Origin of the sequence: Komagataeibacter xylinus, from assembly GCF_009834365.1 — a bacterium.
GTDB classification, from domain to species: Bacteria; Pseudomonadota; Alphaproteobacteria; order Acetobacterales; family Acetobacteraceae; genus Komagataeibacter; species Komagataeibacter xylinus_D.
Genome location: NZ_CP041348.1, coordinates 3,443,056 through 3,462,500, shown reverse-complemented (window position 1 = coordinate 3,462,500; position 19,445 = coordinate 3,443,056). Strand labels below are relative to the sequence as shown.

Sequence of the window (19,445 nt, the reverse complement as noted above, 5' to 3'; positions counted from 1 at the left end):
CTTTTGGAGTATTCCAGGAAATAGCTCTGGCATATAGACCGTACCCGAAACCGACACAGGTGGACTGGTAGAGAATACCAAGGCGCTTGAGAGAACGATGCTGAAGGAACTAGGCAAATTACTTGCGTAACTTCGGGATAAGCAAGACCCGTCAGTGGGCAACCATCGGCGGGTGGCACAGACCAGGGGGTAGCGACTGTTTAGTAAAAACACAGGGCTGTGCGAAGTCGAGAGACGACGTATACGGCCTGACGCCTGCCCGGTGCCGGAAGGTTAAGAGGAGGTGTGCAAGCACCGAATTGAAGCCCCGGTAAACGGCGGCCGTAACTATAACGGTCCTAAGGTAGCGAAATTCCTTGTCGGGTAAGTTCCGACCTGCACGAATGGCGTAACGACTTCCCCGCTGTCTCCAGCATCGGCTCAGCGAAATTGAATTCCCCGTGAAGATGCGGGGTACCCGCGGTCAGACGGAAAGACCCTATGAACCTTTACTGCAGCTTTGCAGTGGCATCAGAGACATTCTGTGTAGGATAGGTGGGAGGCTTTGAAACCGGGGCGCCAGTTCCGGTGGAGCCATCCTTGAAATACCACCCTGACTGTTTCTGATGTCTAACCGAGGCCTGTTAGCCAGGTCCGGGACCCTGCATGGTGGGCAGTTTGACTGGGGCGGTCGCCTCCCAAAGTGTAACGGAGGCGCGCGATGGTGGGCTCAGGCCGGTCGGAAACCGGCTGTCGAGTGCAATGGCATAAGCCCGCCTGACTGTGAGAGTGACAGCTCGATCAGAGACGAAAGTCGGCCATAGTGATCCGGTGGTCCCGCGTGGAAGGGCCATCGCTCAACGGATAAAAGGTACTCTAGGGATAACAGGCTGATCTCCCCCAAGAGTCCACATCGACGGGGAGGTTTGGCACCTCGATGTCGGCTCATCACATCCTGGGGCTGGAGCAGGTCCCAAGGGTTCGGCTGTTCGCCGATTAAAGTGGTACGTGAGCTGGGTTTAGAACGTCGTGAGACAGTTCGGTCCCTATCTGCCGTGGGTGTTGGAGACTTGAGAGGATTTGTCCCTAGTACGAGAGGACCGGGATGAACATACCTCTGGTGCACCGGTTGTCGCGCCAGCGGCACAGCCGGGTAGCTAAGTGTGGACGGGATAACCGCTGAAAGCATCTAAGCGGGAAACCCACCTCAAAACAAGGTCTCCCCAAGGGCCGTGATAGACCATCACGTCAATAGGCCAGGTGTGGAAGCGCAGTAATGCGTGCAGCTGACTGGTCCTAATCGCCCAATAGGCTCATTCCAAGGCCCCTTAAAAGGGCAACACACATGCACAGCAGTCATCCACTCTCAACACAAAATCATACACACCAACCCATCCACTTCCAGTCCAACCCCATACCGGGGAGACTGGATGACCTGGTGGCCATGGCGGGGAATGATCCACCCGATCCCATCCCGAACTCGGCCGTGAAAACCCCCAGCGCCCATGATACTGTGCCTTAAGGCACGGGAAAGTCGGTCGCCGCCAGGTCTTCCAGTCTCCCCCACAACCGCGGGGTGGAGCAGCCCGGTAGCTCGTCAGGCTCATAACCTGAAGGCCGCAGGTTCAAATCCTGCCCCCGCAACCATCTCAAATTGCGATAAGAACGCATCACGAACCCCAGTCCGGAAACGGGCTGGGGTTTTCGTTTGTCCGCCCGACGCCATCGTCAGGATGCCGGCAAGATCGCCCCGGACATCGATCTGGAGGCCCTTGTCGGACGGCGTGAGGATGATCGCCTCGATCAGCGAGCGGATCACCTCGGCCGCCTCCTGGCGCTTCTCGTCCAGCTCGGAATGCAGCATGTCGTGCAGGCGTGCGAGTTGCCGGTGGTAGAACTCCGCCATCTGGGGATGGAGCAGGGGCGGGGGTGCTTCGGCAGTCGCAAGGAACTCCTTGAGTTCTGTCTTGCGGGCTTCGAGTTTCGATCCGCGTTCCTTGACCGTCTCGATCGAGATCGCTTCCGAAAGGTAGAGGTCCATCAGGCGCTGGATGTCGCGCTCGACCCGCTTCAGTTCTGATTCCGCTGCGCCGATGTCGGCCGATGCCTCCATGCGCAGTCGGTTCATCTCGGTGGTGAAGGCCGAGCAGAATTCGGCGAACAGGTCCGGGTCCATGAGGTGGTGACGCAGGGCGTCGAGCACGCGCCGCTCCAGTTCCTCGCGGCGCATATTGGTCCGGTTGTCGCAGGTGCCCTTGTTGCGGGCGGTCGAGCAGCCGAGCAAGGTGCCGGAGATCATCGAATAGCCGCCGCCGCAGCAGCCGCATTTGCTCAGGCCGGAGAACAGATAGCGGGGACGGCGCTTCTCGCGGAAATGGTCAGGCGAGGATGTGTCGCGTGTGTCGTGGCTGGCGCTGACGCTGGCCTGCCGCGCCTTGACGGCATCCCACAGATCCTGATCGACGATCCGCAGGTCCGGCACCTCCTGGATCACCCACTCGGCTTCCGGATTGGGGCGGGCCTGGCGCTTGCCGGTGTCGGGATCCTTGATGAAACGCTGGCGGTTCCAGACCAGCCTGCCCACGTACATCTCGTTGTTGAGGATCCCGGTGCCGCGTAGCCGGTTGCCATTGATGGTCGAGAAGCCCCAGGCCCCGCTGCCCGGTGCGGAGATGCCTTCGTCGTTGAGACGGAAGGCGATGGCGCGCGGTCCCAGCCCGGCTGCGAAGTCGCGAAAGATGCGACGGACCACCTCGGCTTCCTGCGAGTTGATGGTGCGGTCGCCCCGGATCGGCTCCCCATTGGCGTCGAGTTTGCGTACCACGTCATAGCCGTAGGCATTGCCGCCGCCGGACTTGCCCAGCTCGACCCGGCCGCGCAGGCCGCGATGGGTCTTCTCCGCCAGGTCTTTCAGGAACAGGGCGTTCATCGTGCCCTTGAGGCCGACATGGAGGTGGGAGACTTCGCCCTCGGAGAGGGTGACGATCCGCACGCCAGCATAGTTCATGCGTTTGAAGACGCCGGCGATGTCCTCCTGGTCGCGGGAAAGGCGGTCCATCGCCTCGGCCAGCACGATCTGGAACCGTCCGCGCTGTGCATCCGCGATCAGCGCCTGGATGCCGGGCCGCATTAAAGACGCGCCCGAGACGGCGTGGTCGGTATATTCCTCGACAATGGTCCAGCCCTGTTTTTCCGCGTAGGTACGGCAGACGCGGAGCTGGTCAGCGATCGAGGCGTCGCGCTGGTTGTCGGACGAATAGCGGGCGTAGAGCGCGACCTTCATGGCGGGGTATCCCTTACGGTCCGGAGCGGCGGCGCTGCTCCTGTTGCTGAGATCGGAACCAGTCCCGTGCCGCGCGACGGGCCATGAGGCGGACGAGCGCCACGAGACGCGGGTCGGGAGCATCGGGGCGCAGGACAAGCCGCAATTCGGGCTCGGGTGGTCGATACGCCGGGGCAATGGACTGGCTGGGTCTGTCGGTCATCGTTGCTCTCTTCCGACCGCATGGCAAGGAAAACAGATGCACGATCCGGACAGATGACTGTTATTTCAAAGGAAATCCGCATTGTGGAAGGTCGCGCCTGCGCGTGCTCCAGAGTGCGGAATCGTAGTTATGGGTAGTCCCGGATAGAGGCGCGTCGTACAAATACTGGCTTACGGCGGCGTGACGGAAGGGGAGGGCGAATCATGAACGATACGGAAGTGCCGATCCTCCGGCAGGCCGGATGAGCGGACGCGCCACCGACTCTTCGCTCACGGAAGCGCTGGCAGGCCTCGTGGAGCGGGTGACGTTCCACAACGCCGAGAACGGCTTCTGCGTTCTGCGGGTGAAGGTGCGCGGACAGCGCGATCTGGTCACTGTCGTCGGCCATGCCGCTATGATCTCGGCAGGCGAGTTCGTGCAGATGTCGGGGCGCTGGTTCAACGATCATACCCACGGGCTGCAGTTCAAGGTCGAGTTCCTCAAGGCCAGCCCGCCGACCACGGTCGAGGGCATCGAACGCTATCTGGGCTCCGGCATGATCCGGGGCATCGGCCCCGTCTACGCGAAGAAGCTGGTGAAAGCGTTCGGCGAGGCGGTGTTCGACCTGATCGAGCAGGAACCTGAACGCCTGCGGGAGGTGACGGGCATAGGCCCCAAGCGGGCCGAACGGATTGTCGGTGGTTGGGCGGATCAGAAGGTGATCCGCGAGATCATGCTGTTTCTGCACAGCAATGGTGTCGGCACCTCGCGGGCGGTGCGTATCTTCAAGACCTATGGTCAGGATGCGGTCCAACTGATCAGCGAAAATCCCTATAGGCTTGCGAAAGACATCCGGGGGATTGGGTTCAAGACCGCCGACCAGATTGCCCGGAAGATGGGGATCGCACCCGACGCGATGATCCGGGTGCGGGCAGGGATCTCCTACGCGCTCGGCGAGGCCATGGATGAGGGGCATTGCGGTCTGCCGGTCGGGGAATTGCTGACCAGCACCGCCGAACTGCTGGAGGTCGCCGCCCCTCTGATCGAGACAGCCCTCACACTGGAACTGGAAGCGGGCGACGTGGTCGCTGACAGCGTGGGAGAGACGAGTTGTATCTTCCTTGCTGGTCTCTATCGCGCGGAGCAGAGCATCGCCGAGCGACTGCATGCCTGTACCGTCGGCCGACCGCCTTGGCCGGAGATCGATGCTGAAAAAGCCATGACCTGGGTGGAGAAAAAGACCAGGCTCGCTCTGGCTCCCAGCCAGCAGGAGGCGGTGCGCCTGGCTTTGCGCAGCAAGGTTCTGGTGATCACCGGTGGTCCTGGCGTCGGCAAGACCACGCTGGTCAACGCCATCCTGAAGATCTTGACGGCCAAGGGCACGGACGTGCAGCTCTGCGCGCCAACGGGACGGGCGGCGAAGCGCCTGTCGGAAAGCACCGGATTGGAAGGCAAGACCATCCACCGCCTGCTGGAGACAGATCCGGCGACCGGCAGCTTCAAGCGGGACGATACCAACCCGCTGACCTGCGATCTGCTGGTCGTGGACGAGGCCAGCATGGTGGACGTGCTGCTTATGCGCTCCCTGCTGCGTGCGTTGCCCGATAGCGCAGCCCTGATGATCGTGGGCGACGTGGACCAGTTGCCGTCGGTCGGACCGGGGCAGGTGCTGGCCGATATCATCGCCTCCGGTGCTGTCCCTGTGGTGCGGCTGACCGAGGTGTTCCGCCAGGCGGCGCAGAGCCGCATCATCACCAATGCGCATCGGATTAACGAAGGCAAAATGCCGGAGTTGAGCGCGGAGGAAGGGTCGGATTTCTACTTCGTCGAGGCGGCGGAACCGGAGATCGGGCTGCGCAAGTTGCTGGTGGTGGTGAAGGATCGCATTCCGGCGCGGTTCGGACTGGACCCGGTCCGCGACGTGCAGGTGCTTTGCCCGATGAACCGGGGTGGCCTTGGTGCGCGGTCGCTGAATATCGAATTGCAGCAGGCGCTGAACCCGCCGGGCGAGGTGAAGGTCGAGCGGTTTGGCTGGACCTATGGTCCCGGTGACAAGGTGATGCAGATCGCCAACGATTATGACCGGGACGTTTTCAACGGGGATCTCGGCGTTATCGACAGGATCGATATCGAAGAAGGCGAACTGACGGTCTCATTCGACGGACGGGAGGTCGTTTACGGCTTCGGCGAGCTGGACGAACTGGTGCTGGCCTACGCCACCACGATCCACAAGAGCCAGGGATCGGAATATCCGGCGGTGGTCATCCCGCTGGTGACGCAGCATTACGCCATGCTGGCGCGGAACCTGCTCTACACGGGCGTGACACGGGGGCGGAAGCTCGTCGTGCTTGTGGGGCAGAAGAAGGCGCTGGGCATGGCCGTGCGAAACCAGGGCGGAAGGCGACGGTGGTCGAAGCTCAGGGAGTGGCTGGCCGGTAGCGTCGCATGATGGAGTGGCGGGGGTGAAGGGTGTGTCCCCATGTCGGCTTTCGCCTCTTTTCTGCCGTTTCCGCAACCGATCAGGTTTCTCGAATGCAGACATCAGCATCGACCATCTTTCGCTTCATTTGTACCAACAGCTGTGATACATATGTGCATACACGCAAGGAGGCTTTGTATGTCTGCTGTTACATTCCGGGTAGATGAAACGCTGAAGGCAGCCGCAGTTAAGAAGTTGTCGGCTCAAGGCATTTCACTTTCTGACGCACTGCGCGATACGCTCGCGTATATTGCTGAAACGGGTCGCTCTCCCGTCAAGCGGAGGCTTGTCACAGACGAGGATGCGGAGCTTATCGAGATTGTGCGCGAACGCCTAAAAAACCCTGCCCAAAAGCATCGTATGACTTTTGCAGAGCTTAAGAACCGTCATCGCGAATGAAAGAGTATTGTCTTGAATTCGACGACAGAGCACTCAGAGAGTGGGATGCTCTTGACGGCAGCGTGCGTAAGAAATTTGAAAAGAAGCTGGAAAAGCTGATCTGGAACCCTCACTCTCCAGGAAACGAACTGCATCGCGACCTATCAGGGTTTTATAAGATCAAGCTTCTGAAAGATGGTTACCGCCTTGTTTATCAGGTCATCGACGAACGGATCGTCATCTATGTAATTGCCGTTGGCCGGAGAGCCGATAATGAGATTTATGAACTGGCTTCGAAGCGAACAGAGTGAATTTACTTTCTTGGTAGAAAGTCAGCTCCCGCCCTCATTTTTGCCATTCAATGCCCGGTTAAGTTTCTCGAATAACAGACTATTCCCGGTTTTTCTTGACGTGAGGCGCCAGGGCGGCCAGCGATGAGGCCATGGATACAATCAGTCTTCTTGCCCTGCTCCTGACCTTCTCGGCAGGCTTCAGCATTCTCAACCACCACACATTGCGTGTTCCTGTCACGATTGGCGTTCTGGTCTTCTCATTGCTGACCTCGCTGTTGGTCATGATCCTGAACCCGCTGATCCCGGCCTATGATCTTCAGGCTCTCCCACGATCCGTGCTCGGTGCCATCAATTTGCCTGCGGCACTTCTGAACGGTGCCCTTTCGCTGCTGCTTTTTGCGGGAGCCATGCAGGTGAATGTCGGACATCTGCGCGCAAAGCTGATGTCTGTAACAGCCCTCTCTATTCTGGGAACCGTTCTGGCCGTGGCTTTTCTGGCGGTCGCGGCGTGGTGTGTTTTCCCCTTTCTGGGGCACGCCGTTCCCTTTACATGGTGCATCGTACTTGGCGCCATTCTCGCTCCGACAGACCCGGTTTCAGTCGTGGGGATGCTGAAACGTCTCGGCCTGCCAGGACCGATACAGGCCGTTTTTGCGGGTGAGAGCCTGTTCAATGACGGCGTGGGCGTCGTCATTTTCGGTGTGACGATCGGGCTGGCGACTGGAGACAGTCAAGGGGTGGGCGCTTCTGAGATTGCCATGAGCTTCTGCCGCGAAGCGCTCGGTGGTGGTCTTCTTGGAGCGATAACCGGGTGGATCGCGCTTCGTGTGCTCAAGGCGCAGCGTGACCCGCATATCGATCTGCTGACCTCGCTGGCTCTGGCGACCGGAACCTTCAGCATCGCCAATCAGCTGGGGATGTCCGGAGCGATTGCCGTCGTCGTGGCCGGACTATGTTTCGGAACCAGTTACAGCCATTCCGTTTTCGATGAAGTATCCCGCAAGGAACTCGACATTGCATGGACGCTGATTGACGAAGTGCTGAACGTGCTCCTGTTCATGCTCATTGGCTTTGAAATATTGGAGATCACGCCGCATCTGTTTACGGTGCTGGCGACGCTTGCCGTGATCCCGCTGTCTATTGCCGTGCGGGCATTGAGCGTGCTGTTCTCCACCCTGCCGGTTCATCTCCGGCAGTGGGAACGGGGCCGTGTTCTCGGTATCCTGACATGGGGCGGCCTGCGTGGCGGCATCTCGGTTTCTCTGGCGCTTGGCCTACCACCCGGAGACCTGCGCGACCTGCTACTGCCTGTTTGCTATGGTGTCGTGGTGTTCACCATCATCGTGCAGGGTCTGACCATGGAGCGGGTCGCCCGCAGGCTCTATCCGTCAATCGCTTCCCGGTCGCAATAATGCCCTCCTCCCTTCTCCCGGTCTCGATTTCCGCCCGGCGGATTCTCATTCTCGGGCTTGTCGCAGGCTATGTGGATGCCCTGAGTTTCGTCGATCTGGGCGGTGTCTTTGCAGGCGCGATGACGGGCAATACCACGCATATGGGCGCCTCGTTTATCAGCGGAAACTGGCACCATGGCCTGCTTCTGGTGGGTGTGCTGGGTGTCTTTTTCCTTGCCGCCATCCTGTCCGGCCTGATGCGGCTGTTATGGTCGCCAGCTTATGGTGTCATGGTGATGACAATCTTCATGGTTCTGGCACAGATCGTGCATGGATCCTCCCTACGCTACTGGGGCGAATTTCTCGTGCTTCCGGCACTGCTGGCTGTTCAGGGCGAAACGATCGCGAAATTCTCCGGCACGCCCATGCCCACGATCGTCGTGACAACAAACCTGCTGAAAGCCGCATCGGGAATTGCGGAATGGATGGCGTCATGGATTGCGCCGGACAGGAACATTCGCCCTATCGCAGGAAGCATTTTTCTGCCGCTACTTTCGTGGGGGGCTTTTCTGGCAGGCGTGATGGCCGCCGCTACGGGGCTGGCCTTGCACGGTAGTTTTCCGTTCCTGTGGCCCGTCCCTTTCCTTGTCTTTCTATACCGGGATATCTGGAAAACAGAACGTGCAGGGCAAGACGATAATTGAACATTCAGTCCGGCAGGACCAGATCAGACGTGGGACGTAATGCGTTCACGAATGCGAATATGCCTCTCGGTTAGGTCGGGTTTTCATGCCTGACAGCCGACATTCTCCTTTCCCCCCCCAAAGCTGACATGAGCGGACCAAATATCTGGTGTCAGTTTTCCCCTCTGCAGTCCGCATTCAGAGCAGCAGAATTATCGACATACGGTTTCAACATCTGCCGTCGATACATCGTCAGGTAAGGAGTCGATTTTCGCTGACAGGTATTCTCCGGCCCGCATTGTTCCAGCGAATCAATAACTGTCCCCGGAAACGTGGCCCGCCCTTGTCCCCCGGCAGGGTGTGAGACGTGCGCAAAGATAGAGCCTGTTCATCCGGCGCAGTTCATCCGGCGCACCTGGTGTTGTCGGAGCGTCCTTCAGGGTCATACCCAGCATGACCTTCATATTATTCAAGACAACCGCCGCAATATCGCCGGCCGTCTGTTCGTCCAGTCCGGGCGCGCACACCCGCAGGGCGGCCGAAATGCCGACCAGGGCCTGCTGGCGTGATCGGTCACGGATTTCCGTCCGGTCAGTATGCGCCTCCATCAGCGCCGGAAGGGATTTTACACGCGGGTAAAGCACCGCCAGCAGGTCAATCAGGATGTCAGCCAGTTGTTCAGGCGAAAGATCCGCTGCGCGCCTTTCCAGCGCTTCATATTCGTCATGCACGATCGCCATGTGTTGCTGCAAGAGTGCTTCCCCGACGGCCTCCTTGTTGGGGAAAAAACGGTAGAGCGAACCGATCTTCGCGCCGGCCCTGCTGGCAATCTCCGCCATTGTGGTGGCTTCGTACCCATGTTCCGCCATGAGATCGGACGCAGCCGCAAGCAGCTCCGCTACCCGCTGCCGCCCGACTGCGCGGCGTGGCTGAAGTGTCCCCCGTTTCTCACTTGACGTATTTGAGTCCATACTCAAATATACCCCTGTTTGAGTGTCTCCTCAATTTTTACCAGTTCCGTGCTACCCGGACAACAGATCCGACCCGCATGAACCAGCAGGAAGAACCGTCATGATTTCTCTTTCAGCGCCCCGGACCGCCCTGATCCTGATTGATCTCCAGAAAGGTATTGTCGATCGGACGCTGGCTCCTTTCACGGGAGAGGCGGTTGTCGAACGCTCCAAAAAGCTTGCATCCCGGTTTCGGGCCGCAGGTTCGCCCGTCATTCTGGTCAATGTCGCCTTTGCTCCCGATTTCGCCGACGCCGTGCATACCGAGGTCGATCGTCCTTTTGCGCCGCCCCCAGGTGGATTTGCCCCTGACTGGACCGAACTGGTCGAGGGGCTGGCCGAGCCGACAGACCTGCTAGTCACAAAGAAACAGTGGGGTGCCTTCTATGGAACCGACCTGGATCTTCAGCTTCGGCGGCGCGGAATCACGACGATCGTTCTGGGTGGCATCGCAACGAATATGGGTGTCGAGTCCACAGCCCGCGCTGCACATGAGCACGGTTATGGCGTGGTGATCGCGGAAGATCTGACATCCACTTTCGCCGAAGAAATGCAGCGTTTTGCCTGTGACCATGTTTTCCCGATGCTCGGCCGCGTTACGACCAGTGACGCCATCACTCTGGAGCCCTGAGCAAAATAGCGGCCCGCAGCCCTTCAACGCCGTGACATAAATCTGAAAGCAACAGCTTTGCCGCAATCGCAAGAGCCCGCCCGACTTCCGGCGGGCATCTGGAAAATCGTCAGTGTCGCGGCGATCGGGTCTTTCATGTCGCAACTGGATGCGACGATCGTGAATGTCTCGCTACCGGATCTCGTCACGACAATGCACGCACCATTTTCGGTCATCCAATGGGTGGTGAGCGGCTATCTGTTGGCACTTGCCCTGACACTGCCGTTGAGTGGCTGGCTTGTGGGCCGTATTGGCGGCAGGGCGGTTTATGTGGGGTGTTTCGGTGCTTTTACGATTACTTCAGGTCTCTGTGCCCTGGCATGGTCAGCGTCGTCGCTCATCACATTCCGCCTCTTGCAAGGGATGGCGGGAGGATTGCTTGCACCTATGGCGCAGATGATGGTTGCCCGCGCAGCGGGCAGCCATTTGCCAAAAGTGGCCAGTGCCGTCACCATGCCGGTCCTGCTTGCCCCGCTTCTCGGGCCGGTCGTCGCGGGCGCGATCCTGTCGGTGGCGTCCTGGCGGTGGATCTTTCTTCTCAACCTGCCATTTGGTCTGCTGGCGCTCGTACTTGCCGTCCTGTTTCTGCCTGACGATCGGGCTGAGGTGCGACCCCGCTCGCTTGATATGACGGGGCTGGCTCTGCTGGCGCCCGCGCTGAGTTTTCTTCTTTATGGAACCGATCATGCGGGCCAGCTTCTCGGGCAAATAGTCCTGTGCGGTGCTCTGCTGCTGTTTGTCGCGTACTTCCGTTGGGCGCAACGGAAAGGTGACAGCGCGCTGATTGATCTCAGGCTGTTTCACACGCCTGCGTTTTCAGCGGCCGCGACGACCATGTTCCTGTTGAATGGGGTGACGTTTGCCGGACAGATGCTGCTACCGGTATGGCTCATTCATGCCTGTGGCGTCTCATCCGACCGGACCGGCCTGTTCATGCTGCCGCTGGGGCTGGGGATGATGTGTACCTATCCCCTGATGGGACATCTCACGGACCGCTTTGGTATCCGCAGGCTGACCAGTTGTGGCGCACTCTGCGCCTGTGTCGGCTCGTTGCTGCTCGCTGTCCTTGCTTATACCGGCCTGAATGGCGGCATATTGGCCATTGCCCTGTTCCTGCGTGGGGCCGGCATCGGCACAGTCGGGATTCCTGCTATGAGCGCGGGTTATGCGTCCGTTGCACGGCCGAACATTCCTATGGCGACGACCGCGCTGAACATCGTGCAGCGGATTGGTGGGCCAACCATAACAACGCTCTGCGCCACGTTTCTTGGATGGCAACTGCCGACCGCCGCCATTCCCCATGCCATTTCAGGCGCATTCACCGAAACATTCGGCCTGCTCTGCATGTTTCATGCCCTGTTGTTGGTGGCAACGCTCCAGCTGCCGTCAGCGCTTCACAGGAAAACGTTGTCGTCATAACTAAATGGGATCCAGATTTTTATACGACGTGATGCAGGAAGCCGTCACAGGATGGATATCGTGGGCATAGTCACGGGCTAGTTTCCTTCCCGGAAGCCACCATCCGGCGGTACACCATGGACGCCTGCGGTTGGGCTGGTTCCGGTGCATTTATTTTGTGGCTACGTTGAGCTAATCTCCGTGTCGTCCTTGCACGCGGGAACGGATGCTCAGTCGAAACCCGAGGAAAATAACGCATGTCAAAGGACGATCGCACCAAGGTCATTCCCGGACGGACGCCGGAATCAGCGGCTATGGTGGCAAGCGTCAGGCGAGCCATGGCGATTACGCCGGTTCTCAACCGTTTGACATATGACGAGGCGGATAAAATCCGGGCTGTGTTCAGCGATCTCATCGGCCAGAAGGTGGACGACAGCTTTTCGCTCATACCGCCATTCTATACGAGTGGTGGCGAGCATATCCGGGTTGGGCGCAACGTCTTTATCAATCAGAACTGCACCCTGTACGATCTGGGTGGGATCGACATTGGTGATGATGTGATGATCGGACCCAATGTGAGTCTCATCACGTCGAGCCACCCGGTCGCACCGTCTCAGCGACGCGCTTGCGTTATTGCAAAACCCATCGTGATCGAGAGAAACGTCTGGATTGCAGCCGGCGTAACGATCACTGGCGGGGTGACGGTTGGCGAAAACTCGGTTGTGGCCGCAGGTTCTGTCGTCACGAAGGACGTTCCCCGGAACTGCCTTGTCGGCGGAAATCCGGCACGAGTCATTCGTTCTATCGGCGATGACTGAGGACACACCTGCACCGGGTTGAGACTGCCGAGACACATTGGTTCCCATATCAATCGCTTTTCGTTCGGGCGCACGACAGAGGACCGCTCGTTTTCCCGGTCTTAGCGGACAGGCGACAATCGCCTCATCGCGGCCATGTATAAGCTTGCTCAAGGTTTCAATAAGCAGACATTCTATGTTGGCGACGCAAGCCACGCCGCCAGTTGCCGGACCATGGATCTGGCGACACGACCCGCCCCCAGCAGGGTAGCGCATGCAGGACCACACCAGGAGCCATAACCCAGCAGCCAGAGACGTGGCTCCCTGACGGCCTGCTGCCCGTTAACGCGGATCAGCCCGTCCGGCTCGATCACGTCGAGTGGCGCAAATGCGGAGAGCGCGGGTCGGAAGCCGGTACACCAGATGATCGCGTCGATGGCTTCTTCCCGCCCGTCGGGCCAGACGACGCCCGTTGCGGTCATACGTACAAACGGGCGCACCGCGTGGAGCACGCCTCGCTCCCTGGCGGCGCGCACAGGTGGTACCATGACGATATCGCCAAAACCGCTGGCAGGCATGGCCGACGGGCCGCCGAGAACGCGAGCGGTCGCCCGCTCGAACAGAACCCGTCCATCCACGTCATCGGGCAGGAAGACGGGGTCATGCAGCGTGACCCATGTTGCCTGAGCGACAAGCGACAGCTCCGCCATAATCTGTGCCCCGGAGTTGCCCCCACCCACCACCAGCACACGTCGGCCGGCAAAGGGCGCGGCATTCCGGTAATGGCTGGAATGGAGTTGCGTCCCGCCGAAGAGGTCACGCCCCGCGACATCGGGAACAAAGGGGGCTGACCACGTACCGGTCGCCCCGATAACCGCACGGCCAAGAAAATCACCCGCGCTGGTTCTGACAGTCAGAAGTTTTCCGTTCGCGCGCTCCACACACTCGACCATGACCGGACGGCGGATCGGCGGCGCATAGCGCGCCTCGTAGCGGTGCAGATAGTCCAACACCTCGTCACGGGTCGGATAGCCGCCATCCGGCGTGTCTGGCATCGGCCAGCCGGGCAGCGAACTGTAGGACGCGGGTGAAAACAGATGCAGGGAGTCCCAGCCATGCACCCATGCACCACCCGCCTGCGTCCCGTTATCAAGAATGACGTAACGCAGTCCGGTCCGTCGTAGAAAATACGACGCGGCGAGGGCCGCCTGACCGCCTCCCACGATCACAACATCGAACTGTTCCGCCATTGCCCGGCTCACAGACTTTCCGGGAGACGGAATTCCGCCTTGCGTTCGCTGTAGCGATCAACGAGGTAGTCGGTCCGGTCGCGCAGCAGCCATGTGAACTTCATCAGCTCCTCCATGACATCTACCATCCGGTCATAGAGGGGGGATGGCTTCATCCGGTCATCGTCACCGAACTGGGTATAGGCCATCGGCACGCTGGACTGATTGGGGACGGTGAACATCCGCATCCACCGGCCCAGCACCCGTAGGGCATTGACGGAATTGAAGCTCTGCGATCCGCCCGAAACCTGCATGACCGCCAGCGTGCGGCCCTGCGTCGGGCGGATCGAGCCTTCGGTCAGGGGCAACCAGTCGATCTGGTTCTTGAACACGGCAGTGATGTTGCCGTGCCGTTCGGGGCTGCACCAGACCTGGCCTTCAGACCAGATCGAGAGTTCCCGCAGTTCCCGCACCTTCGAATGACTTGCGGGCACGGAATCCGCTACCGGCAGGCCGGTCGGGTCGAACACCCGTGTCTCGGCCCCCAGCACCTTCAGGATGCGTTCTGCCTCAAGCACCAGCAACCGGCTGAAGGATCGGGGGCGCAAAGAGCCGTAGAGAAGAAGGATACGCGGCGGATGGTCATCCCGTGGGTGTGGCTCAAGCCGCGCGAGGTCAATCCGTTCGAGATATTCAGGATGCAGGGCGGGCAGCTCAGATTCGGTCATAGATATCGGTCCCTTCGTGCATTACGGATGGCTGATCCGGGGCAGCCACAGAGCCAGCGCCGCGAGTGTTGCCAGCAGGACGGGCGGCGTAATCGCCAGTCCAACTTTCATATACTGCCCCCATGTGACCCGATGGTTCTTGGATGCCAGCACATGCAGCCACAGCAGTGTTGCGAGACTACCAATCGGCGTGAATTTTGGCCCGAGGTCGCAGCCGATGACGTTGGCATAGATCATCAGGTCGCGTGTCAGCGGCGTGATGTCGTGAGCCTGTTGGATCGCCAGCGCCCCGACCAGCACACTCGGCATATTGTTCATGATGGACGACAGAACAGCCGCCAGAAAGCCGGTGCCGATGGTGGCCGTGAACGTCCCCTGATGGCCAAGCCAGACCAGTGCGGTCGCAAGGTAGTCAGTCAGCCCGGCATTGCGCAGCCCGTAGACCACCAGATACATGCCCAGGGAGAAGATCACGATCTGCCACGGGGCGCCCCGCAGCACCTTGCGAACAGGGATCACCCGGCCATACCCGGCGACGAGCAACAGGGTTCCGGCGGCCAGGCAGGCTACGACACAGACCGGGATATGAAACGGCGCTGTCAGGAAATAGGCCGCCAGAACGAGGGCCAGCAGCGGAAATGCCGCCCGGAATACATGGTGGTCACGAATGGCCGTGGCAGGTGCGGGCAGTTCGGCGACGGGATAGGTCGCAGGCACCTGCCGCCGGTACCACAGCCACAGGACGGCAAGCGTTGCACCAAGTGCTACCAGATCGACAGGGACCATGATCGCGGCATAGCGATCGAACGCAATGCCAAAGAAATTGGCGCTGACGATGTTCACCAGGTTGGAGATGACAAGCGGCAGGCTGGTGGTATCCGCGACGAAGCCAGTGGCGATAATAAAGGCCAGCGCCGCAGCAGGGCTGAGGCGAAGCTGCGTGAGGATGGCGATGACGATGGGCGTCAGCAGCAGGGCCGCGCCGTCATTGGCGAACACAGCCGCAATGGCCGCTCCCAGCACCACGATCAGCGGGAACAGCGTCCGGCCTCGCCCTTTGCCCCAGCGCACGACGTGCAGGGCGGCCCAATGGAAGAATCCGGCCTCATCCAGCAACAGCGAGATGACGATCAGCGCGATAAAGGTAAAGGTTGCGTCCCAGACGATGTGCCAGACGACAGGAATGTCGTGCCAGTGGATCACGCCAGCCGCCAGGGCCACGGCGGCGCCTGCCATGGCACTCCAGCCGATACCCAGCCCCCGAGGCTGCCAGATGACAAAAACCAGCGTGGCAACGAAAATCAGAAGCGCCAGCATCAGACGATCCGCTTGCCGGATTCATCGACGATCTTCTCCCCGTCCTCTTTGACGAAAGCGCCTCTCTGCGGGTTGGGCAGGATGTCCAGAACCACCTCGGACGGACGGCAGAGTGCCGTACCCAGCGGGGTGACGACGATGGGCCGGTTGATCAGGATTGGATGCGCCATCATGGCGTCGATTAGGTCGTCATCGCTCAAGGCCGGATTATCGAGGCCAAGCTCATCATAGGGCGTGCCCTTGCGCCGCAGGAGATCGCGAACCGAGATCCCCATGCGCGTGATCAGACTGACCAGTTCGGCGCGCGATGGCGGTGTTTTGAGGTATTCGATGATGGTTGGCTCGATCCCCGTATTTCGGATCAGGGCAAGCGTATTGCGCGATGTGCCGCAATCCGGGTTATGATAGATCGTGACGCCGGTTGGCTCGATGCCAATGTCGCGCAATTTCGTCACCAGACTTGCAGTCGCAAGCTTGGCCAGCGGCAATGCGACAAGCAGGGAAATCCGGTTCTTCAGACCCTTGAACGCCGAGACGAACGCTCGCTCCCGGTCGGCATCGGTTCCCGAAACATTACTCGGATCGGGAATGCCCCAATGGGCCGTGATGGGTTTCCCCGGCCATACCGGACAGACTTCTCCAGCAGCGTCATCGCAGACGGTAAAAACGAAATCCATAACGGGAGCGTTCGCAACAGCAAACTCATCCCAGGGCTTGGAACGCAGTCCCTCGGTCGGGTAGTCGAAGTTCGCCAGCACTTTCAAGGCGAGAGGATTGACCTGCCCCTTGGGATGGCTACCGGCGGAGAAGACCCTGAACTGGCCGGCACCATCCTTGCGCAGGATGCTCTCGGCCAAGATTGAACGTGCGGAATTACCCGTACACAGAAACAAGACATTGAAGACGCGATCGGTCATTGGGGGGCTCACTCGGATGGGCAGCAGGACGACAGTTCTGCAACCAGTGGCTCACAAAGTTCAGGGCTTTGCCCGCAGCAGTCCTTGACGAGAAACAGCATCAGTTCCCGTAGGCGCGGCAGGCAGGCACGATAGACAATCACACGGCTATGGCGCTGCGAGGTCAGCAGGCCAGCACGGGTCAGAGTGGCGAGATGGGCCGAGATCGTGTTCTGCGGGACATCGAGATGCCGCGCGACGTCTCCGGCCGGCAGCCCGTTCGGTTCGTGGCGCACCAGCAGGCGGAAGATTTCCAGCCGCGTGGACTGCGACAGGGCGCCGAGTGCGGCAAGGGCGGATTCTGTATCCATAAATCGACGATCACGGATATGTTGTCGTAAGTCAAGCTATTCTATGTGAGAAAACAGAGATCAGGACCGTCGGCTTCGTTAATTTTGATGCTCAGACCAGACCTTCCGCCCTCCCCCCCCTTTCCTGCCGGGAAAAGGCCGCGGATTTTGGGTGCGTCCGGGGCCTTCAGAGTCAGAGGGCTGCGCGGATTTTCGTGACGGGTTGAGAGGATGGGAGAGAGTCTCCTGTTCGCCCGTCATGGAGTGTTTCGCCATGGCGACCGCTATTCCCAAAATCAGCCTGAGTTCGTCCCGCGACATCCCCTTCAACCGGTTGGTGCTGTCCCAGTCCAACGTGCGGCGTGTGAAGTCCGGCCTGTCGATTGAGGAACTGGCCCGCGACATCGAGCGCCGCGGGTTGCTGCAGAGCCTTAACGTCCGCCCCGTCCTTGATGATGCTGGTGTCGAAACCGGCAGCTATGAAGTGCCTGCCGGTGGGCGTCGTTTCCGTGCCCTCGAACTGCTGGTGAAGCAGAAGAAACTGGCTAAGACGGCGCCCGTGCCGTGCGTCGTGCGCGAGGCCGGATCGGCCATCCTTGCCGAGGATGATTCCCTTGCCGAAAATGTTCAGCGCGTGGCCCTGCATCCGCTGGACCAGTTCCGTGCCTTCCGTGACATGCTGGAGAAAGGCATGTCCGAGGAGGAAGTCGCCGCAGCGTTCTTCGTCGCACCGACCGTGGTCAGACAGCGCCTGCGGCTGATGACCGTGTCCGACAAGCTGCTGGATATCTATGAGCAGGACGGCATGAACCTGGAGAAGCTGATGGCCTTTTCCATCAGCGATGACCATGCCCGCCAGGAGCAGGTCTGGGAGATTGTCAGCCAGAGCCATAACCGCGAGCCCTATGTTATTCGCCGCATGCTGACGGAGAAAACCGTGCGGGCTTCGGACCGTCGCGTGCGCTTCGTCGGACTGGACACCTATCTCGCGGCCGGTGGGCCTATCATGCGCGACCTGTTCGAGGCCGATGACGGCGGCTGGCTGCAGGATCCGGCCATTCTGGACCGGCTGGTCATGGAAAAGCTGCAGGAGGCGGCTGAACAGGTCCGCGCCGAGGGCTGGAAGTGGGTCGAAACCGCCCTGTCGTTCCCATGGGGGCACACAAGGCAGTTCGTCGAGATCGATGGCACGGAAGTGCCCCTGACCGATGAAGAGACAGCCCGTCTTGAAGCCCTGCGTGCCGAGCAGGAAGCCATCGAGGCTGAATACGCCCAGGCCGATGAATACCCTGATGAGGTGGATGCACAGCTGGGCGAGATCGAACAGGCCATTCTTGCCCTGGAAGCCCGTCCCCTCGCATTCGATCCCGCTGACATGGCGCGGGCCGGGGCCTTCGTCAGCCTTGCCAGCGATGGCACGCTGCAGGTGGAGCGGGGCTTCGTCCTACCCGAGGACATGCCGACTGAGCCGGAAGAGACCGATGATGCGGGCAGCGCCGATGAATACGATCGCCCCGCATATGATGGGCAGGACCATGATAGCACAGGCCATGGTTATCAGGAGGGCGACAACATCGCTCCCGACGTCGAGCCCGAGGAAGAAGACGGGATCAAACCACTGCCTGACCGGCTTCTCACTGAACTGACGGCCTGGCGCACGCTCGCCCTGCGGGATGCTTTTGCCAGCAACCCGCACATCGCGCTGACCGAAATGCTGCATACGCTGGTGCGTGATGTTTACTGGCAGACATCGGGTGCGGACTGCCTGGAAGCCTATGTCCGGGAAATTTCTCTGCCGGTCCATTCGCCCGATATGCCGGGCAGTGTGCCGGCCCACGCGCTGCGCCAGCGCAACGAAGGCTGGAAGCACGACCTGCCCGATGACGAGGATGCGCTGTGGCGCTGGATCGACGGGCTGGACGATGCCAGTCGAATGGCTCTGCTGGCGCATTGCCTGTCCTTCGGGGTCAACGCACTCTACGAGCGCATGCCCGCCTACGGCGCGGTGTCTCAGCGCAGCGTCACCGAGCGCCTCAAGCGGGCCGATCGTCTGGCGTCGGCCCTCAGCCTTGATCTGGTTGAGGCGGGCTGGCAGCCGACGGTCGAGAACTATCTCGGCCGGGTGACCAAGGCGCGCATCCTGCAGGCGGTGCGGGAAGCACGCGGTGACGAGGCGGCTGACCGTATTGCCCACCTGAAAAAGCCCGACATGGCGCGCGAGGCCGAGCGGCTGCTGGATGGTTCGGGCTGGCTGCCCGAGGCGTTGCGCACGGCAGGAGGTGCAGAGCAAGTGCCGGTTGAAACGGCAACGGTGGACGAGGGTATGGAGGCCATCGCCGCCGAGTAACCCTTATGAGGTCTGGAACTTTGAGACAGCGGCTTC

Annotated in this window: 17 protein-coding genes, 1 tRNA gene, 2 rRNA genes and 1 pseudogene (1 of these 21 running past the window's edge); 12 read left to right on the top strand and 9 right to left on the bottom strand. The window is 60.4% G+C overall.

The features are described 5' to 3' along the window. From FMA36_RS16520 to FMA36_RS16510, 3 genes are all read left to right on the top strand, one after another. Nucleotides 1-1,299: ribosomal RNA gene (locus FMA36_RS16520) — 23S ribosomal RNA — on the top strand (it extends 1,439 nt beyond the left edge of the window). A 114-nt stretch (nucleotides 1,300-1,413) separates the two neighbouring features. Beyond that, nucleotides 1,414-1,529: ribosomal RNA gene (gene rrf / locus FMA36_RS16515) — 5S ribosomal RNA — on the top strand. 20 nt (nucleotides 1,530-1,549) lie between these two features. Further along, nucleotides 1,550-1,626, top strand: a tRNA-Met gene (locus FMA36_RS16510). Here FMA36_RS16510 and FMA36_RS16505 read toward each other — a convergent pair. Then, a complete protein-coding gene (locus FMA36_RS16505) occupies nucleotides 1,583-3,262 on the bottom strand; it encodes a recombinase family protein (protein WP_159264080.1) in 1,680 nt (559 codons plus the stop codon). The genes FMA36_RS16510 and FMA36_RS16505 overlap by 44 nt on opposite strands. 13 nt (nucleotides 3,263-3,275) lie before the next feature. Then, nucleotides 3,276-3,464 carry a hypothetical protein gene (locus FMA36_RS16500; RefSeq protein ID WP_083824344.1) on the bottom strand — a complete coding sequence of 63 codons (189 nt, stop codon included), beginning with the start codon at nucleotides 3,462-3,464 and terminating at the stop codon, nucleotides 3,276-3,278. 241 nt (nucleotides 3,465-3,705) lie between these two features. Between FMA36_RS16500 and recD2 the strand changes: the two genes are divergently transcribed. The 5 genes from recD2 (at nucleotide 3,706) to FMA36_RS16475 (ending at nucleotide 8,688) form a co-directional block, all read left to right on the top strand. Beyond that, nucleotides 3,706-5,892 carry an SF1B family DNA helicase RecD2 gene (gene recD2, locus FMA36_RS16495; protein WP_040000208.1) on the top strand — a complete coding sequence of 729 codons (2,187 nt, stop codon included), beginning with the start codon at nucleotides 3,706-3,708 and terminating at the stop codon, nucleotides 5,890-5,892. 168 nt (nucleotides 5,893-6,060) lie between these two features. Continuing rightward, on the top strand, nucleotides 6,061-6,321 hold the full coding sequence (locus FMA36_RS16490; protein ID WP_003618686.1) for a type II toxin-antitoxin system RelB/DinJ family antitoxin: 261 nt from the start codon (nucleotides 6,061-6,063) through the stop codon (nucleotides 6,319-6,321). Continuing rightward, on the top strand, nucleotides 6,318-6,611 hold the full coding sequence (locus tag FMA36_RS16485; RefSeq protein ID WP_003618711.1) for a type II toxin-antitoxin system RelE family toxin: 294 nt from the start codon (nucleotides 6,318-6,320) through the stop codon (nucleotides 6,609-6,611). The genes FMA36_RS16490 and FMA36_RS16485 overlap by 4 nt, the downstream gene beginning before the upstream one ends. Before the next feature lie 131 nt (nucleotides 6,612-6,742). After that, a complete protein-coding gene (locus FMA36_RS16480; protein ID WP_029604386.1) occupies nucleotides 6,743-8,005 on the top strand; it encodes a cation:proton antiporter in 1,263 nt (420 codons plus the stop codon). Continuing rightward, a complete protein-coding gene (locus FMA36_RS16475) occupies nucleotides 8,005-8,688 on the top strand; it encodes a YoaK family protein (RefSeq protein WP_159263359.1) in 684 nt (227 codons plus the stop codon). The genes FMA36_RS16480 and FMA36_RS16475 overlap by 1 nt, the downstream gene beginning before the upstream one ends. Nucleotides 8,689-8,978: 290 nt before the next feature. Here FMA36_RS16475 and FMA36_RS16470 read toward each other — a convergent pair whose 3' ends face one another. Beyond that, a complete protein-coding gene (locus FMA36_RS16470) occupies nucleotides 8,979-9,638 on the bottom strand; it encodes a TetR/AcrR family transcriptional regulator (protein WP_040000214.1) in 660 nt (219 codons plus the stop codon). A gap of 100 nt (nucleotides 9,639-9,738) precedes the next feature. Between FMA36_RS16470 and FMA36_RS16465 the strand changes: the two genes are divergently transcribed. The 3 genes from FMA36_RS16465 (at nucleotide 9,739) to FMA36_RS16455 (ending at nucleotide 12,563) form a co-directional block, all read left to right on the top strand. Then, a complete protein-coding gene (locus tag FMA36_RS16465; RefSeq protein ID WP_007400745.1) occupies nucleotides 9,739-10,308 on the top strand; it encodes a hydrolase in 570 nt (189 codons plus the stop codon). 57 nt (nucleotides 10,309-10,365) lie between these two features. Further along, nucleotides 10,366-11,766, top strand: a complete 1,401-nt coding sequence (locus FMA36_RS16460; protein WP_172157284.1) for a DHA2 family efflux MFS transporter permease subunit — start codon at nucleotides 10,366-10,368, stop codon at nucleotides 11,764-11,766. A 236-nt stretch (nucleotides 11,767-12,002) separates the two neighbouring features. After that, nucleotides 12,003-12,563, top strand: coding sequence for a sugar O-acetyltransferase (locus tag FMA36_RS16455; RefSeq protein WP_040000220.1), 561 nt, complete (start codon nucleotides 12,003-12,005; stop codon nucleotides 12,561-12,563). Nucleotides 12,564-12,736: 173 nt separating this feature from the next. On the opposite strand, the gene FMA36_RS16450 is transcribed toward FMA36_RS16455, so the two are convergent. From FMA36_RS16450 to FMA36_RS16430, 6 genes and pseudogenes are all read right to left on the bottom strand, one after another. Further along, entirely contained in the window at nucleotides 12,737-13,792 is a 1,056-nt protein-coding gene (locus tag FMA36_RS16450) for an ArsO family NAD(P)H-dependent flavin-containing monooxygenase (RefSeq protein ID WP_159263357.1), read from the bottom strand. 8 nt (nucleotides 13,793-13,800) lie between these two features. Next, on the bottom strand, nucleotides 13,801-14,499 hold the full coding sequence (arsH, locus tag FMA36_RS16445) for an arsenical resistance protein ArsH (protein ID WP_007400749.1): 699 nt from the start codon (nucleotides 14,497-14,499) through the stop codon (nucleotides 13,801-13,803). A 21-nt stretch (nucleotides 14,500-14,520) separates the two neighbouring features. Further along, nucleotides 14,521-15,816 carry an arsenic transporter gene (locus FMA36_RS16440; protein WP_007400750.1) on the bottom strand — a complete coding sequence of 432 codons (1,296 nt, stop codon included), beginning with the start codon at nucleotides 15,814-15,816 and terminating at the stop codon, nucleotides 14,521-14,523. Further along, nucleotides 15,816-16,247, bottom strand: coding sequence for an arsenate reductase (glutaredoxin) (gene arsC, locus FMA36_RS19570; RefSeq protein WP_040000225.1), 432 nt, complete (start codon nucleotides 16,245-16,247; stop codon nucleotides 15,816-15,818). Before arsC ends, FMA36_RS16440 begins: the two co-directional genes overlap by 1 nt. 147 nt (nucleotides 16,248-16,394) lie before the next feature. Further along, a pseudogene (locus tag FMA36_RS19565) lies at nucleotides 16,395-16,733 on the bottom strand (arsenate reductase ArsC); the annotation flags it as partial. Between the two features lie 8 nt (nucleotides 16,734-16,741). Continuing rightward, the gene (locus FMA36_RS16430) at nucleotides 16,742-17,083 is read right to left on the bottom strand and encodes an ArsR/SmtB family transcription factor (protein ID WP_007400752.1); all 342 of its coding nucleotides are present in this window, start codon (nucleotides 17,081-17,083) and stop codon (nucleotides 16,742-16,744) included. Nucleotides 17,084-17,336: 253 nt separating this feature from the next. Between FMA36_RS16430 and FMA36_RS16425 the strand changes: the two genes are divergently transcribed. Next, nucleotides 17,337-19,409: a ParB/RepB/Spo0J family partition protein gene (locus FMA36_RS16425; protein ID WP_159263356.1), complete on the top strand. Its 2,073-nt coding sequence runs from the start codon at nucleotides 17,337-17,339 to the stop codon at nucleotides 19,407-19,409. Nucleotides 19,410-19,445 lie beyond the last annotated feature (36 nt).

Coding starts and splice junctions, on each gene's coding strand:
- FMA36_RS16505 (WP_159264080.1), bottom strand. CDS start 3,262: ATGAAGGTCGCGCTCTACGCCCGCTATTCGTCCGACAACCAGCGCGAC.
- FMA36_RS16500 (WP_083824344.1), bottom strand. CDS start 3,464: ATGACCGACAGACCCAGCCAGTCCATTGCCCCGGCGTATCGACCACCC.
- recD2 (WP_040000208.1), top strand. CDS start 3,706: ATGAGCGGACGCGCCACCGACTCTTCGCTCACGGAAGCGCTGGCAGGC.
- FMA36_RS16490 (WP_003618686.1), top strand. CDS start 6,061: ATGTCTGCTGTTACATTCCGGGTAGATGAAACGCTGAAGGCAGCCGCA.
- FMA36_RS16485 (WP_003618711.1), top strand. CDS start 6,318: ATGAAAGAGTATTGTCTTGAATTCGACGACAGAGCACTCAGAGAGTGG.
- FMA36_RS16480 (WP_029604386.1), top strand. CDS start 6,743: ATGGATACAATCAGTCTTCTTGCCCTGCTCCTGACCTTCTCGGCAGGC.
- FMA36_RS16475 (WP_159263359.1), top strand. CDS start 8,005: ATGCCCTCCTCCCTTCTCCCGGTCTCGATTTCCGCCCGGCGGATTCTC.
- FMA36_RS16470 (WP_040000214.1), bottom strand. CDS start 9,638: ATGGACTCAAATACGTCAAGTGAGAAACGGGGGACACTTCAGCCACGC.
- FMA36_RS16465 (WP_007400745.1), top strand. CDS start 9,739: ATGATTTCTCTTTCAGCGCCCCGGACCGCCCTGATCCTGATTGATCTC.
- FMA36_RS16455 (WP_040000220.1), top strand. CDS start 12,003: ATGTCAAAGGACGATCGCACCAAGGTCATTCCCGGACGGACGCCGGAA.
- FMA36_RS16450 (WP_159263357.1), bottom strand. CDS start 13,792: ATGGCGGAACAGTTCGATGTTGTGATCGTGGGAGGCGGTCAGGCGGCC.
- arsH (WP_007400749.1), bottom strand. CDS start 14,499: ATGACCGAATCTGAGCTGCCCGCCCTGCATCCTGAATATCTCGAACGG.
- FMA36_RS16440 (WP_007400750.1), bottom strand. CDS start 15,816: ATGCTGGCGCTTCTGATTTTCGTTGCCACGCTGGTTTTTGTCATCTGG.
- FMA36_RS16430 (WP_007400752.1), bottom strand. CDS start 17,083: ATGGATACAGAATCCGCCCTTGCCGCACTCGGCGCCCTGTCGCAGTCC.
- FMA36_RS16425 (WP_159263356.1), top strand. CDS start 17,337: ATGGCGACCGCTATTCCCAAAATCAGCCTGAGTTCGTCCCGCGACATC.